Below are 14,196 nucleotides of genomic sequence, written 5' to 3' on the forward strand. Positions count from 1 at the left end.
GCCCCTACTGTCACCGCCCCAGAGACACCTAACGAAGTACTACTAAGTCTGGCACAGAAAAAGGGGAACGCCCCCGACCAGCACTGGTCGGGGGCGTCGCGGGGAGCAGACTACTCTGCGGCCGGAGCCTCGCCAGCAGCATCGCCCTCGGCAGCCTCGTCCTCCTCCGGGACGTCGGCGACCTCCTCGAAGGTGATGTTGAAGACGAGGGTCTCGGCGTCGTCGACCAGGGTGACATCGGTCGGCAGCGTGATGTCGCCGGCGGTGATGACGTTGCCGGCCTCAATGCCCTCGACGGAGACGATGATCTCCTCGGGGATCTCGAGGACGTCGGCCTCGACGAGCAGGGTGTCGACTTCCTGGATGAGCATGGCACCGGAGAAGACCTCGCCCTCGGAGAGGACCGGGACCTCAACCTCGACGCGCTCGCCGCGGGTGATGGCGAGGAGGTCGACGTGGTCGATGTCGAGGGTCAGGATGTTCTGGTCGATGTGCTTGACCATGGTCAGGTGCTTCTCACCGTCGATGTCGAGCTCGACGACGGCGTTGACACCCTGGTTGCGGATCACGGCGGTGAACTCGATGCGGTCCACGGAGAAGTGGACGTTGTCGGTGTCACCGGAGTAGACGACACCGGGGACGCGGCCGTCGCGACGCAGGCGGCGGGCGAAGCCCTTGCCGAAATCCTCGCGGGGGGTGGCGGTGAGAGTGGGGTACTGTGCCATGTGGCTGTAGCTCCTGTTGTTGTATCCGGCCGCTGCCCCGCAGAAATGAACGAAGGCCCGCGACCGACTCTGGTCTGAGGGAAAATGTCCTCGTCGAGTCATCGCAGGCCTGAAAAACCTTGAAGATCGCGTCGATAACGGCCCAGATGCGGGCCCTCGCCGAGACGTGGGGAATTTTAGCACGCGGGACGTGAGTGCGCCTAAAGGTACTTTGAGGCCTCGCGGCGTGTGAGTGCCGAGACCTCATGCGCCGCGAGGAAATCCCGCACCCACCCGGGTGCGGTTTTCGCGTATTCGCGTAAGGCCCAGCCGATGGCCTTGTCGATGAAGAACTCACTCGAGCCGAGGTTCGCGCGGATGATCTCCGCGAGCAGCACCACATCGGTGTCCGCTTTCCGTCCCAGCTGGTGCAGGATCGCCACCCGCCGCACCCACAGATCCCCGTCGCGCGCCCAGATCTGCATCTGCTCCGCCGTGGCGGCACGGCCGATGGGTTTGGCCAGCGCGTCGACGGTGTCCCACCACGATTTCCGCACCACCAGCGAACGCAGCCACGCCACATCCCCCGGCCCGAGGGACACGTCGCGCAGGTGGTCGCAGGCGACGTACTGGAATTCGCGTTCCGCCGCCGCCCAGCACTCCTCGACGAGTTCCCGGTCGACGACTTTGCGACGCCCCCGCAGCACCTCCTTCGCCGCCGCGCGCCGGGCGGGCGTCGGGATGCCGAGGAAGGGGAACTGCCCGCGCATGTAGGCCGACATGCCCACCGCGCGGGCAGGGTCCGCGAGGGGGCGCAGGGCGGTGTCGATGAGCGGGAAGTCGGTGGCCACAGGAGTAAGGTAGCAACATTATGAAGCGAAAACTGCAGCTGGGCGCGATCCTTCTCGGGGGGTTCGTCGGCCCTTACACCGGCCAGGCGTTGGCTGTGGTCATCCCGGAGTTCGCCGGCACCTTCGACATCAGTGTGGCGCGGGCGGCGGCGACGATGTCCGTCTACCTCTTCCCGTTCGCGGCGATGATGCTCATCTCCGGCCGGCTGGTGCGCAGATTCCAACCGCACCGAGTGGTGGCCGCCGCCTACGCCGTGACGCTGCCGATGGCCCTGCTGCTGTTGGTCACCCCCTCCTGGGAACTCTTCGCCGCTGCCTATGCGGTGATCGGCATCGCCAACGCCTTCACCACACCCGTGCTGCAGAACCTCCTCCGTGCCCTGACCCCGCCCGAGAAACTCGGGCAGATACTGGGCACCTATGCGGCGATGCAGTCGCTTGGGATGCTCTCCGCGCCGCTGATCACCGGTCTGTCCAGCCTGGTGACGTGGCGACTGACCTTCCTGGTCACAGCCGCGGTAGCCATCTACATCCTTGTCGTGCGCCTGCCGGTGGTCCCTCCTCCGGTGCAGTCCGACAGCAGGGACGGCGGCCGGGTGCGCATCGTACCCACCCTGACACACATGGCCACCAGCTTCGTCGTCGGCTGCGGCATCATCGGTCTGGGCTTTCTCACCTCACTGCATGTGGAGAACGTCTTCGACCTCGGACCGATCGGCCGTGGCCTGGTCATCATGGCCGGCGGTACCGCGGCCTTCCTGCTCTCCCGCCGGGTCGGGGCGATGGCCGACCGCTACGGCGCGACTGCCGTGCTCGTGGTCAGCGGTGTGTTCGCCGCGGTGGCCCTGTTCATCCTGCCGATCGCCCCGTGGGTCGTGCTGGTGGCGCTGATGTGGGCGGTGGCGGTCGTCGCCGCCCAGGGTATGCAGGCCACGATCAACCTCACGGTGCTGCAGGGGCCCGCGGGCTCCTCGCTCATCTCCACTGTCCAGGCCTTCCGTTTCTTCGGTTCCGCGGCGGCCCCGGTGCTCTTCCTCCCGATCTACACGGGTATCGGCGGGGCAGCTTTCTGGGTCGCCTCCGTGTCCCTGTTCCTGGTGGCCGGTGTCCAGTGGGGGCTGGGCCGGGCAGAGGCGCAGCGGGTCGGTTGAGCGACGGGGAGATCTCGGAGCGGACACGGATCTGCTGCGGCCATCGACGGTTGCCGTAGTGCAGTCATACGCTTGACCCATGACGCAGCGACTGAACCACCCGCAGATCTTCGTGAACCTGCCCGTCGCCGATCTGGCGGCCGCGCAGGCCTTCTACAGTGCCCTCGGCTGGGAGGTCAACGAGGAGTTCACCGACGAGAAGGCAAGCTCCGTTCAGGCCAGTGACACGATCTTCGTGATGCTGCTGACACGGGAGTTCTTCTCCACCTTCCACCCCAAGGAGACGGCGATGGCTGATTCCCCACGCGAGGTGATCACGGCTCTGTCCGTGGACTCCAATGAGGATGTTGACGAGATGCTCCGCCGCGCCCGGGAGGCCGGCGCCCACGTCCACACCGAGCCACATCAGGACGAAGGCATGTACATCGGGGCCTTCTCGGACCCTGACGGACATGCCTGGGAGATCTTCGCCAGCGACTGGAACTAGAGGGCGGTGTAACCGCCGTCCACCAGGTGGTAGGAACCGGTGATGAAGGAGGCCTCCTCCGAGAGGAGGAAGTTCACCAGGGCGACGACCTCGGGGGTCTCACCGAGACGGCCCGCCGGGTGCTTGGCCGCCAGGGCGTCGTACTGCTCCTGCGGCAGGCTCTGCAGCAGGGGGTGCAGCAGGGGGTGTTGATGTAGCCCGGGCCCACCGCGTTGACGCGGATGCCCTGCGCGCCGTATTCGGCGGCGGCGTTCTTGGTCAGGCCGATCACGCCGTGCTTGGCGGCGGTGTAGGCGGAGTTACCCAGTGCCGCGACCGCACCGTGGATGGAGGCCATGTTGACGATGGCGTAATTGCCGTCGCCCTGTTTGAGAAACTGCTCAATCTGTTGACGTCCTCCTGGTCATAAATGACCGGGATCCCTCCTGCGGCACGGTGTACCGCTCCGGTGGGTTCCTGTTTCCACGGGACCTGCCCTCCGCTAAACGGAAGGACTTACGGTCCCTCCGCAGGCAGTTAGACTCCCGGCCCGCCCGGCCGTGAGTATATTGATCGCCGCATTCACATCACGATCATGAACAGCCCCACACCCGCACGTCCACTCCCGGACATGCAGAGGCATCTTCTCCCCGACCACACCACACTGCGAGCACATACGGGTGGACGGAAACCAACGGTTGACCTTGCCGAAGGCCCGCCCATACCGGTGGGCCTTCTCCTCCAGCATGGTCACGAACTGGCCCCACCCCGCATCATGGACCGACTTCGCCAGGCGGGTCCGGCCGAGACCTTGCACGCACAAGTCCTCCACGAATATCGCTTGATTCTCACGAATGATCCGTGTCGTGTGCTTGTGCGCCCAGTCCCGGCGTGTGTCCGCCACCTGCGCGTGCAAACGAGCGACTTTCCGTCGGGCCTTGGCCCGATTCTTCGACCCCTTCTCCTTACGGGACAGGGCTTGCTGCGCCTTGCGTAACCGGCGCTCGGCCTGGCGTAGAAAACGTGGGGACTCAATCGTCGTCCCGTCCGACATGACCGCGAACGTGGTCAACCCCAGATCGATACCCACCTCGGATGCCACAGGCGGCAACGGCTGAGCGTCGACCTGTACGACGAACGACGCGAAGTATCTGCCGGCCGAATCCTTGATCACCGTCACCGACGACGGGTCCGAGGGCAGCTCCCGCGACCATGCGACCTTCACCTCGCCGATCTTCGGCAGGCGCAGTTTGCGGCCTGCCGTGATCGCGAACCGGGCGTTGTTCGTGAACCGGATCGCCTGCCGTGTGTCCCGCCGGGACCGGAAACGAGGCAGGCCGATCCGCGGACCCTTGCGTTTGCCGGTGACCGAGGCGAAGAAGTTGCGGTAGGCAGTGTTCAGGTCGGCGAGTGCCTGCTGCAACACGACCGAGGACACCTCGCGCAGCCACGCCCGTTGCGGGGTTGATTTGGAGGTAGTGAGTCGCTTGGACAGTTCGGCGTCGCTGAGGCGTTCGCCCCTGTGGAAGGCTTCTATCCGGGCGGCGAGTGCATCGTTGTACACCACACGCGCGCAACCGAAGGCCTGAGCCAGCGTGGTCTGCTGGCCGGGTGTCGGATAGAGCCGGAAGTTGTACCGGAGCTGCACACCCACAGCCTACCGTTGGTTGGTCGGTGGTGCTCCGGCTGTCGATTCTGCGCCAGTACATCGACCGGCAGGATCGTCGCGTCCAGGGCACGCCCGGGCCGTGGCGGTCCTCCCGCGTGGGCGTCCACCCCTGCCCTGCAGGGCGGAGCGCTAACCCACATTTTGGGTAGCGGTTGCCGTAGGCGACGCCGTTGAGGTTGATGTCGATGACGCGGTCCCACTTGTCCAGATCCATCTCGCCTACCGGGGCGCCGGGGCCGTTGATGCCTGCGTTGTTGACGGCGAGGTGCAGGGCACCGAACTTCTCGACGGCCAGCTCCACCGCCTTGCGGTTGTCCTCGCGGGAGGCGGAGTCCATCTGCAGGGCCGCGACCTTACTGCCGGCCTGCTCGATCTCGGCGGCGGCCTTCTTCACGCCCTCGAGGTTGATATCGGTGAGGACGACGCTGGCACCGCAGGCGGTGAGATCCCTGGTGATTCCCTCCCCGAGGCCGGAGGCCGTGCCGGTGACGAGGGCTACCTTGTTGTCGAAGTTATTCTTGATGGTCATGGTTGTTCCTTCCTGGAGCATCGGACAGGTTCAACCCTGGCCCTGCGGGAGAACGGAAGGCGAAGAGCCAGTTATCGATCTTGACACACTCTTCTACTGAGTGGGACTGCTCCACGGTGGATCCAACCTGGCGAGGGGCAATGCTGTTAGAGACTCCTTTGCATAGTTGATCGGGTAGTGACGACGACGCCCCCGTCCACCTTGCGGTGACCGGGGGCGTCGATAAGCGGTGGAGCCTTAGGCCTGGCCCTCGAAGAGGGTGGTCACGGAACCGTTCTCGAAGATCTCGTTGATCGTCCGTGCCAGCAGCGGGGCGATGGACAGGACCGTGAGGTTCTTCCAGCCGTCGGTGTTCTGCGGCAGGGTGTCGGTGGTGATGATCTCCTCGGCCCCGCAGTCGCTGAGGCGCTCGCGGGCCGGGTCGGAGAAGACACCGTGGGTGCAGGCGATGACGACGTCCTGGGCACCGGCCTCCTTGAGCACGCGCACGGCGCCGGCGATGGTGCCACCGGTGTCGATCATGTCGTCGAGCAGGATGCAGTTCTTGCCCTCGACCTCACCGACCACACGGTTGGCCACGACTTCGTTGGCCACCTCGGTGGAACGGGTCTTGTGGATGAAGGCCAGCGGGGCATCGCCCAGGGTGTTGGCCCACTTCTCCGCGACCTTGACGCGGCCGGCGTCGGGGGAGACGACGACCAGGTTGTCCAGGGAGTACTTGTCCTTGATGTAGTCCGTGAGGATCGGCATCGCGTGCATGTGGTCGACCGGGCCGTCGAAGAAACCCTGGATCTGGTCTGTGTGCAGGTCCACGGACACGATGCGGTCCGCACCTGCGGCGGCGAGCAGGTCAGCGACCAGGCGCGCGGAGATCGGCTCACGGCCGCGGTGCTTCTTGTCCTGGCGTGCGTAAGGGTAGAACGGCAGGATCGCGGTGATGCGCTTCGCGGAGCCACGCTTGAGGGCATCAATCATGATCAGCTGCTCCATCAGCCACTTGTTCAGCGGCTGGGTGTGCGACTGGATGACGAAGCAGTCCGCACCTCGCACGGACTCCTCGAAACGGATGAAGATCTCGCCGTTGGCGAAGTCCTGGGCGGTGGTGGGGGTGAGCTCGTAGTCAAGCTCTCGAGCCACAGCCTCGCCGAGCTCCGGGTGCGCACGCCCGGAGAACAGCATCATGTTCTTGTGGCTTTCGGTCCAGTGGGCAGTCATGACAGGCCGCTTAACCTTCCTGGTCGGTTACGTCGACGCTCTCCCGGGCGTGCCGTGCCGCCTCCGCGGCCGGGGAACCCGGGCGCTTCCGCTCAACCCAGCCGTCGATGTTTCGCTGCTGGCCGCCGGACACGGCGAGTGCCCCCGGGGGAACATCCTCGCGGATCACTGTACCCGCCCCCGAATATGCGCCGTCACCGACGGTCACCGGAGCGATGAACATCGTGTCGGAACCGGTGCGGACGTGGGAGCCGATGGTGGTGTGGTGCTTGGTCACCCCGTCGTAGTTGACGAAGACACTGGAGGCGCCGATGTTCGATTCCTCGCCCACGGTGGCGTCGCCGATGTAGGTCAGGTGGGGGACCTTGGAGCCGCGGCCGATGGTCGCGTTCTTCGCCTCGACGAAGCCGCCGAGCTTGCCCTCATCACCCAGGTGGGTGCCGGGGCGGAGATAGGTGAAGGGGCCGACGGTGGCGTCCGCACCGACGGTGGAGTTCTCGCCGTGGGTGCGCACGACGGAGGAACCGCGGCCGACGCTCACGTCGGTGAGGGTGGTGTCCGGGCCGATGACCGCGCCGTCACTGATGGCGGTTGCCCCCCACAGCTGGGTGCCGGGGTGGATGGTCACATCCTGGCCGACGGTGACATCCACGCCGATGAAGGTGGAGACCGGGTCGATGACGGTGGCACCGCCACGCATGGCGGCCTCCACAGTGCGGCGGTTGAGCTCGCGGCCGGCCTCGGCCAGCTGCACCCGGTCGTTGACGCCGGCCAGTTCGCGGGGGTCGGCGGCGATGTGGGCGCGCACCGGGTGACCGGCGGAACGCGCGATGCCGAGCACGTCGGTGAGGTAGAGCTCACCCTGGGCGTTGTCGGTGTCCAGGCCGGTCAGGGCCTCACGCAGGATGGCGGCGTCGAAGGCGAAGACACCGGAGTTGACCTCGGTGATGGCGAGCTCCTGCGCGGAGGCGTCCTTCTGCTCGACGATGGCGGTGACCTCCCCGCCGGTGTCACGCACGATGCGGCCGTATCCGGTGGGGTCGTCCAGACGCGTGGTCAGGACTGTGACGGCGGTGGGGGAGGCGGTGTGGGCGTCCAGGAGCGAGCGCAGTGTCTCCGCGGTGAGCAGCGGGACGTCACCGTTGGTGACGATCACCGTGCCCTCGAAATCCGGGATCGGCGCCAGACCGCACTGCACGGCGTGGCCGGTGCCGTTCTGCTCCTCCTGCACGGCCTGCAGCACCTCACGTCCCAGTTTCCCGGCGACCTGGTCGACGGCGGGTGAGACCTGCTCACGCTGGTGGCCGACGACGGCCACGATGTGCCGCGGTTCGATGCCCGCCGCCGCGTGCAGAGCGTGGGAGAGCAGCGTGCGGCCACCGATCTCATGGAGTGTCTTCTGCTTGGCGGACTTCATGCGGGTGCCGGCGCCGGCGGCCAGCACCACCACGGCGCAGTCAGTGAAATTGGGCACGTTCTTCGGTCTCCTTGATGTGATCGCGGTGCTCGTACCGGTTCAGCATATAACCCGGCCGAGGCGGCGGCAGGATGTCCGCGCGGAGGATACGCTTTATATATGCAGGCGATCGTCCATTCCACCTACGGCATCTCCTCCCTGGCCCTCACCGACCAACCCGCCCCGCTGCCGCGTCCCGGTGAGGTACTCGTCCGCGTCGCCGGCGCGGGCGTCGACCGTGGTGTCTGGCACCTGGTCACGGGCCGCCCACTGCTCGTGCGCCTGGGCACCGGCCTGTTCCAGCCACGCAACACCGGGGTGGGGGCCGAGGTCTCCGGCACCGTCGAGGCCGTCGGTGAGGGGGTGACCCGTTTCCGGCTGGGCGACCGGGTATTCGGGGTGGGGCGCAGCACCTTCGCGGAACTCGCCGTGGCACAGGAGGACAACCTCGCGCCCGCCCCCGAGTCCATTCCGCTTGCCGACGCCGCCGCCCTCCCCGTCTCCGCCCTCACCGCACTGCAGGCAGTCCGCGCCGCCGAGATCGGCGAAGGGGCACAGGTACTGGTGCTCGGGGCCTCCGGCGGGGTGGGTACGCACGCCGTTCAGATCGCCGTGGCCTGCGGCGCAGAGGTGACGGCAGTGTGCAGCGCACCCAAGGCCCCGCGCGTGCTGGAACTCGGCGCCACCCGGGTCCTGGACTACCTGGGTGAGGAGAGTGCCGTTGTGGCGGCGGGCCCCTATGACGCGATCATCGACACGGGCGGCAACCGGCCCGCCAGCCAGCTCGCCGGGCTGCTGGCCCGGGGTGGTTCCGCGGTCATCGTGGGTGGCGAGCAGGCCGGGACCGCCCTGCTGGGCGGTTTCTCCCGCCAGCTGATCGCACCCCTGGTGGGACTGGTGGGCCGGCGCCGGCTGGTGCCGCTGGTCTCCATGACCACCTCCGCTGACCTCATCGAACTGGTGGGGCTTGTGGAATCCGGTCAGCTGCGCCCGGTGGTGGACCAGCGCTTCCCGCTGGCCCGGGCCGCGGAGGCCCTGAACCTGCTGGCCAGTGGCGCGGTGACGGGCAAGCTGGTGCTGCAGGTCGATTAAGACGCGGTCCGGTTTTCCCGGAGGACCGGGTATCCGAGCACGGCCAAAGTCAAGGACCCTACTGCCACCGATATCCAGCTCCCCGAGAGGGCGGAGACGAGGAGTCCCGTTCCCGCCAGGACGGACGCAACGGTCACGATCTTCTTCTGCGTGTCACCCACGGAGTCCCTTTCCTCTGCCGACGTGAACAGCGTTCCCTGTAGATTGTCAGGGCCTGAAAACATCACATCACACCTTCAGCTGAACTGGGCGGATATGTAGGTCGTCAGTGATTCAGGTCAGGTTTTCAGGCCTGCGGCAGTCGGCGTGCCGCAGCCACACCCACCAACCCGATGGCCGCCAGGAAGAGCAGCGCCGCGGAGGAACCCAGCATGGCGATCACCCCGGAGACCGCGCCGACCAACAGCAGGATGACGCCCATGAGGGTGTTGGCCGCCCCGACGTAGCGGGTGCGCTGGTCGCCCTCGGCCATGTCGACGATGTAGGTCTTGCGCGCAACCCGCACCGCGGTGTGGGTGAGATTGAGCAGGAAGAAACCCACGGGGAAGACCCAGGCGTTGACCACGTCCGGGGCCCACTGCGCGGAGGCGACCAGGGCGATGATGACCAGGGATCCGACGAGCGCGCCCCGGCTCATGGTGGTGCGCGCTGAGTTGTCCGACCAGACGCCGGAGATGCGTCCACCCAGCATGGCAGCCAGCCCGGAGGCGATGAGGAAGACACCCAGCCCGGTCAGGCCGTGGCCGATCTCCTGGCTGAGGGTGACCACGAAGGCGGTGGACAGGGCGGTGACGAGCAGCAGGGAGCGGACGATGACGAACTGCCGGAAGAGCCGGTCGCCGGCGAACAGCCCCACGGTATCCGCCCACCAGCCCCGCTGGCGGCCCTGGGGTTCCTGCCCGGAGACAGGTTCGCGGATGGTGGCGAAGACCACGGCCGCCACCGCCCACGCCCCGGCAGAGGCGAAGATCAACGCCGCCAGCAGCCAGGTCGGCGCACCGGTGCCGAGGAATTCCAACAGCAGACCCACCCCGAGAGCGAAGACACCGCCGACGGCGGCCGCCCGTCCGGTGACCACCCCGCGCCGGCCTTTCGCGATGGTGCGCCCCTGCACATCCTTTGACGCGATGGAACACAGGGAACGGAAGACGGCCAGGACTGCGAGCAGGATGATGACGGCGAGGCCGAGGGTGGTACCGCTGAGAAGCAGCACCGCGACGCCGATCAAGGCCGCGGCCACCGCCTGCCCCAGGGAACCGATGATCCAGATCCGCTTGCGCGAACGCTGCGTGGTCACCCACGGGGTGAAGGCGGCCTGGGGGAGCATGGAACCGGATTCGCGGATCGGCACGAGCAGGGCGATGAAGAAGCCGGGGGTGCCGGCGGCCTGCAGCAGCCATGGCAGGACGGTTTTGGCGGCGACGATCTGGTCGCCCACGCCCTGGAGGCCGTTCGACCAGATGAAACGGCGTGCCGCATGTTCCTGGTCGACGGGGCCGGGTGTCGGGGGAGTACTCACACCGTTACTGTAATGAATGAAAAACCCGCGGCGCAGCGCCGTATGCCCTATGGTTTCCAGACAAAGCTGTCTGTTATTTTCCAGGTGAGGAAACATGAGCACCACCCCGTCACTGCCGATCATCTCCCTACACAAACTCGTCCACGGACCCGGCCGCGAGGCGGAGATCGCACGCCTGCGCCAGGTCACCCACGAGATCGGTTTCTTCTATCTCGCCGACCACGGCATCCCGTTGTCCTTCCAGCACGACATGCTCGACATGGCCAAGGAGTTCTTCGCCCTGCCCAAGGAGCAGAAGTACGAGATCTCCAACCTCGACAACCCGCACTACCGCGGTTACGCCGAACTCGGTGACGAGCGCACCCAGGGCAAGGTCGACTGGCGGGAGCAGATCGACTTCGGTTTCGACGGACCCGCCGAAACCGAGGGACTGGACACCCACCCGTGGCGCATCCTTTGGGGTCCCAACCCCTGGCCCAGCGCTGTTCCGCGCATGAAGGACCTGGTCACCCGCTGGCAGGAGGACCTCGGCGAGGTGGGCATGACCCTGCTGCACGCCTGGGCGGAATCCCTCGGCCAGGAACCGGAGTTCTTCGACGCGGCCTTCGAGAAGCCGTACCCGACCATGAAGCTGGCCCACTACCCCGGCCACGACGGCTCCGAGTCCGGCCAGGGTGTCGGCGCGCACCACGACTCGGGCGTGCTCACCCTGCTGCTGCTCGAGGACGGTTCCTCCGGCCTGCAGGTCGAGACCGCAGGGGGTTGGATCGATGCCGAACCGATCACCGATCACTTCGTGGTCAACATCGGTGAACTGCTTGAAGCCGCCACCGACGGTTACCTCAAGGCCACCCCGCACCGCGTGCTGCCACCGGAACCGGGCACCTCCCGCTACTCGGTGCCCTTCTTCCTGGCCCCGGACCTGGACGCCCGTTTCCCGCGCGTCGAGCTGCCCGCGGAGCTGGCCGCCGACGCCCCCGGCACCGGCGCAGATCTCTCCGACCAGGAGATCTTCGACCTGTGCGGGCGCAACACCATCAAGTCCCGCTTCCGGGCACATCCGGAGACCACCGCCCGCTACCACGCGGAGCTCGCGGCCTCCCTGAGCTGATCCGGTGGGGCGCACCGCCGTCTAGGCTGAGTACCATGAGCACCCGTTTCAGCCGCCGGACCTGAGGCCGATATCAGAATGAGTGGATCGCGGTCTCCTTGAGCAGCCGCAGACGGATCTTCTTGGCTGTCTCCATGTGCTCGCGGGCGAGCCGGCGGGCCAGTTCCTCGTCGCGGTCCTCGATGGCCCGGATGATGGCGGCGTGCTCATCCAGTGACTCCGGCCAGCGGTCGCCCACGGCCAGTGTTGGGCGGGGGGAGTGAATGAGGTGGGTGCCCAGCCGCTCCAGCAGGTCAATGAGCACCGGATTGTGGGTTGCCGCCCAGACCGCCTCATGGAACTCGAGGTTGGTGCTCAACATCTCCTGCTCAGTGGGGTTCTCCAGGGCCCGGTCGCGGGCCAGCAGCGCCTCAAGGCGCAGCAGCTCCGACAGCTGGTGGGACCGTGCCGCTTCCCCGGCAGCGGTCTCCTCTAGCCTGATCCGCAGGTCATAGACCTGGATGACCCGCTCCGGATCGGTGCGGGGGATCTCCAGGCCCCGGTCACGACGTACGAGCAGTTGCTCCTGCTGCAAGCGGGTCAACGCGGAGCGGATCGGCGTGCGGGAGACCCCGAAACGCTCCGCCAGCGGAATCTCCTTGAACTGGGTGCCGGCCGGGTGCTGGCCGGTGAGGATTTCGTCGCGGAGGGTGGCGAAGATCTGGTCGGTATCCACTTTCCGTTCTCTGGGGGCAACCATTCTCACTCCTCGCTTTCTCCGCGGTGACCGGCACCGGCGGAACCTCGTCTCCTCGGATTCTACCTGTCAGGCCAGGCAGCCGGCCCGACGCCCGAACACGCAACCGGCAGCCAGACCGGTGCCTCCGGGATAGTTCTCGCTGAAGAGACCCCCCAGCATCTCACCGGCCGCGAACAGCCCCTCGATCCACTTGCCCTGCTCGTTGAGCACCCGGCCGTGGGTGTCCGTTTTCACGCCACCGAAGGTGAATGTGATGCCGCAGGTGACCGGGAAGGCGTAGAAGGGGCCTTCCTCGAGCGGAACCGCCCAGTTACTCTTCGGGGGAGTCACATCGGCGGACCGGCCGTCCTTGATGGTGGGGTCGAAGTCCCGGCTGCGGTCAATGGAGGAGTTGAAGGCCTCGACGGTCGTGGTGAAACCCTCGCGGTTGATACCCAGCTTGTCAGCCAGCTCGCCGATGGTGTCGGCCGTCTCCACGGAGATCCCGGGCATGTCGTACTCCTCGGTCCGCAGCATGGGCCGGATCTGCGAGTCGAAGACCTGGTAAGCGATGGAACCTGGCTGACGGAGGATCTCCTTGCCGTATTTGGCGTAGGTGTAGTTGCGGAAGTCGGCGCCCTCGTCGAGGAAGCGCTCGCCGTCGCGGTTGACCAGAACACCGAGGAAGTAGCTCTGGCGGGTGAGGCGGTTGGTCAGCTCGCGGTTGGATTCGTTGTTCTCGCAGAGGGCATCCCACTGGACGCTGTGGCATGTCGAGAAGTCCCCGCCCTTCGCTGCGCCGATCTTCAGTGCGGCCGCGATCATGTCCCCCTGGTTGTAGGGTGTGCCGCGGACCTTCGCGTTCTCCCAGCCCTCCCCGAGGTACTCCTTCCGCCACTCGGGGTTGGCCTCGAAACCGCCGGCCGCCATGACCACCGACTCCGCGTGCAGTTCGAGCTCACCCTCCGGGGTCTCGACGCGGACGCCGGTGACCTTCCCGGACTTATCCGTGAGCAGTTCCTGCGCGCGGTGGCTGTAGCGGACGTCCACCCCGTTCTCTCGGGCCACCCGGGTGTGGTCCTCGATCATCCCCTCACCGCCGCCGACGTTGCCGACATGAAGTCCACCCCAGAAGAGGTGACTGCCGTCCGAGCGCTCGTAGGCCTGGCGTTCGTACATGAGCCGGTACTTCAGTCCCAGCGACTTCAGCCACAGCAGGGTGGGGGTGATCTCCTCGATGAGGACCTCGGTCAGCTCCGGATCATTCTTGCCCTCGGTGACCTTCTCCAGGTCTGACCGGTACTCATCGGCGGAGTAGGGGGGAACGACGGTGGTGGCGTGGCGGGGGTCCTCCTCGACAAGGCTCTTCAGGTCATTGAGTCCGTCGTGGACGATGCGCGTGGCGCCTGCGGTGTAGAAGCTGTTGCCGCCGGCCATGTCCTCGCTGCCACGCTCGAGCAGGATCACGCTGCGACCCCTGGTCGCTGCGGCGTGGGCGGCGGTGAATGCCGCGTTGCCTCCGCCGACGACGATGACGTCGGCGTCCCGGTTGGTCTGGTTCTGGTCAGTGTTCACGAGTGCTCCTCTGCTGGGCCGGACGATGTGCTGTATCCCAATGTATACAATGAATTGTGTCGGTGTCCAGTGGGATGTGAAAGTCTTGACTGGGAGGGTGTTTTGCGGCTGATTTCCGATGTTTTGTTCAGTTCGGCGCC

General features: G+C 66.5%; 14 protein-coding genes and 1 pseudogene. 4 read left to right on the forward strand and 11 right to left on the reverse strand.

The genetic code is table 11. The features are described from left to right. Positions 1–110: 110 nt before the first annotated feature. Both NYP18_RS03365 and NYP18_RS03370 read right to left on the reverse strand, forming a co-directional pair. Entirely contained in the window at positions 111–725 is a 615-nt protein-coding gene (locus NYP18_RS03365) for a 50S ribosomal protein L25/general stress protein Ctc (RefSeq protein ID WP_259426774.1), read from the reverse strand. A 200-nt stretch (positions 726–925) separates the two neighbouring features. After that, positions 926–1,555, reverse strand: coding sequence for a DNA alkylation repair protein (locus NYP18_RS03370; protein ID WP_439648045.1), 630 nt, complete (start codon positions 1,553–1,555; stop codon positions 926–928). A 20-nt stretch (positions 1,556–1,575) separates the two neighbouring features. Here NYP18_RS03370 and NYP18_RS03375 point away from each other — a divergent pair, with 20 nt between their 5' ends. Together NYP18_RS03375 and NYP18_RS03380 are read left to right on the forward strand one after the other, a co-directional pair. After that, positions 1,576–2,706: an MFS transporter gene (locus tag NYP18_RS03375; RefSeq protein ID WP_259426775.1), complete on the forward strand. Its 1,131-nt coding sequence runs from the start codon at positions 1,576–1,578 to the stop codon at positions 2,704–2,706. 79 nt (positions 2,707–2,785) lie between these two features. Then, the gene (locus tag NYP18_RS03380; RefSeq protein ID WP_259426776.1) at positions 2,786–3,193 is read left to right on the forward strand and encodes a VOC family protein; all 408 of its coding nucleotides are present in this window, start codon (positions 2,786–2,788) and stop codon (positions 3,191–3,193) included. Here NYP18_RS03380 and NYP18_RS03385 read toward each other — a convergent pair. The 6 genes and pseudogenes from NYP18_RS03385 to glmU all read right to left on the reverse strand — a co-directional run bounded on the left by NYP18_RS03385 (position 3,190) and on the right by glmU (position 8,059). After that, positions 3,190–3,327: an SDR family oxidoreductase gene (locus tag NYP18_RS03385; RefSeq protein ID WP_259427116.1), complete on the reverse strand. Its 138-nt coding sequence runs from the start codon at positions 3,325–3,327 to the stop codon at positions 3,190–3,192. The two genes, NYP18_RS03380 and NYP18_RS03385, sit on opposite strands and share 4 nt — an antisense overlap. Beyond that, positions 3,267–3,530: an SDR family oxidoreductase gene (locus NYP18_RS03390; RefSeq protein ID WP_259426777.1), complete on the reverse strand. Its 264-nt coding sequence runs from the start codon at positions 3,528–3,530 to the stop codon at positions 3,267–3,269. Before NYP18_RS03390 ends, NYP18_RS03385 begins: the two co-directional genes overlap by 61 nt. 144 nt (positions 3,531–3,674) lie before the next feature. Further along, positions 3,675–4,820, reverse strand: coding sequence for an RNA-guided endonuclease InsQ/TnpB family protein (locus NYP18_RS03395; RefSeq protein ID WP_259426778.1), 1,146 nt, complete (start codon positions 4,818–4,820; stop codon positions 3,675–3,677). Between the two features lie 229 nt (positions 4,821–5,049). Further along, positions 5,050–5,391 (reverse strand): annotated as a pseudogene (locus NYP18_RS03400) (SDR family NAD(P)-dependent oxidoreductase); the annotation flags it as partial. A gap of 216 nt (positions 5,392–5,607) precedes the next feature. Then, the gene (locus NYP18_RS03405) at positions 5,608–6,585 is read right to left on the reverse strand and encodes a ribose-phosphate diphosphokinase (RefSeq protein ID WP_259426779.1); all 978 of its coding nucleotides are present in this window, start codon (positions 6,583–6,585) and stop codon (positions 5,608–5,610) included. A 10-nt stretch (positions 6,586–6,595) separates the two neighbouring features. Continuing rightward, positions 6,596–8,059 (reverse strand): bifunctional UDP-N-acetylglucosamine diphosphorylase/glucosamine-1-phosphate N-acetyltransferase GlmU, encoded by a 1,464-nt coding sequence (glmU, locus tag NYP18_RS03410; protein WP_259426780.1) that lies wholly within the window; start codon positions 8,057–8,059, stop codon positions 6,596–6,598. A gap of 102 nt (positions 8,060–8,161) precedes the next feature. Between glmU and NYP18_RS03415 the strand changes: the two genes are divergently transcribed. Continuing rightward, positions 8,162–9,133: an NAD(P)-dependent alcohol dehydrogenase gene (locus NYP18_RS03415; protein ID WP_259426781.1), complete on the forward strand. Its 972-nt coding sequence runs from the start codon at positions 8,162–8,164 to the stop codon at positions 9,131–9,133. Between the two features lie 286 nt (positions 9,134–9,419). Here NYP18_RS03415 and NYP18_RS03420 read toward each other — a convergent pair whose 3' ends face one another. Then, the gene (locus tag NYP18_RS03420; protein ID WP_259426782.1) at positions 9,420–10,652 is read right to left on the reverse strand and encodes an MFS transporter; all 1,233 of its coding nucleotides are present in this window, start codon (positions 10,650–10,652) and stop codon (positions 9,420–9,422) included. Positions 10,653–10,746: 94 nt separating this feature from the next. Here NYP18_RS03420 and NYP18_RS03425 point away from each other — a divergent pair, with 94 nt between their 5' ends. Next, entirely contained in the window at positions 10,747–11,763 is a 1,017-nt protein-coding gene (locus NYP18_RS03425) for an isopenicillin N synthase family dioxygenase (protein ID WP_259426783.1), read from the forward strand. Positions 11,764–11,836: 73 nt separating this feature from the next. On the opposite strand, the gene NYP18_RS03430 is transcribed toward NYP18_RS03425, so the two are convergent. Together NYP18_RS03430 and tcuA are read right to left on the reverse strand one after the other, a co-directional pair. Next, complete coding sequence (locus NYP18_RS03430; RefSeq protein ID WP_259426784.1) at positions 11,837–12,502, reverse strand: GntR family transcriptional regulator; 666 nt, start codon at positions 12,500–12,502, stop codon at positions 11,837–11,839. A 66-nt stretch (positions 12,503–12,568) separates the two neighbouring features. Then, positions 12,569–14,056 carry an FAD-dependent tricarballylate dehydrogenase TcuA gene (gene tcuA, locus NYP18_RS03435; RefSeq protein WP_259426785.1) on the reverse strand — a complete coding sequence of 496 codons (1,488 nt, stop codon included), beginning with the start codon at positions 14,054–14,056 and terminating at the stop codon, positions 12,569–12,571. Positions 14,057–14,196 lie beyond the last annotated feature (140 nt).

Source organism: Corynebacterium lemuris, from assembly GCF_024919295.1.
GTDB classification, from domain to species: Bacteria; Actinomycetota; Actinomycetes; order Mycobacteriales; family Mycobacteriaceae; genus Corynebacterium; species Corynebacterium lemuris.

Excerpts from the sequence above, each read along its gene's own strand:
- NYP18_RS03390 (WP_259426777.1), bottom strand. The coding sequence starts at position 3,530 with ATGGCCTCCATCCACGGTGCGGTCGCGGCACTGGGTAACTCCGCCTAC.
- NYP18_RS03415 (WP_259426781.1), top strand. The coding sequence starts at position 8,162 with ATGCAGGCGATCGTCCATTCCACCTACGGCATCTCCTCCCTGGCCCTC.
- NYP18_RS03425 (WP_259426783.1), top strand. The coding sequence starts at position 10,747 with ATGAGCACCACCCCGTCACTGCCGATCATCTCCCTACACAAACTCGTC.
- NYP18_RS03375 (WP_259426775.1), top strand. The coding sequence starts at position 1,576 with ATGAAGCGAAAACTGCAGCTGGGCGCGATCCTTCTCGGGGGGTTCGTC.
- NYP18_RS03430 (WP_259426784.1), bottom strand. The coding sequence starts at position 12,502 with ATGGTTGCCCCCAGAGAACGGAAAGTGGATACCGACCAGATCTTCGCC.
- NYP18_RS03405 (WP_259426779.1), bottom strand. The coding sequence starts at position 6,585 with ATGACTGCCCACTGGACCGAAAGCCACAAGAACATGATGCTGTTCTCC.
- NYP18_RS03380 (WP_259426776.1), top strand. The coding sequence starts at position 2,786 with ATGACGCAGCGACTGAACCACCCGCAGATCTTCGTGAACCTGCCCGTC.
- NYP18_RS03365 (WP_259426774.1), bottom strand. The coding sequence starts at position 725 with ATGGCACAGTACCCCACTCTCACCGCCACCCCCCGCGAGGATTTCGGC.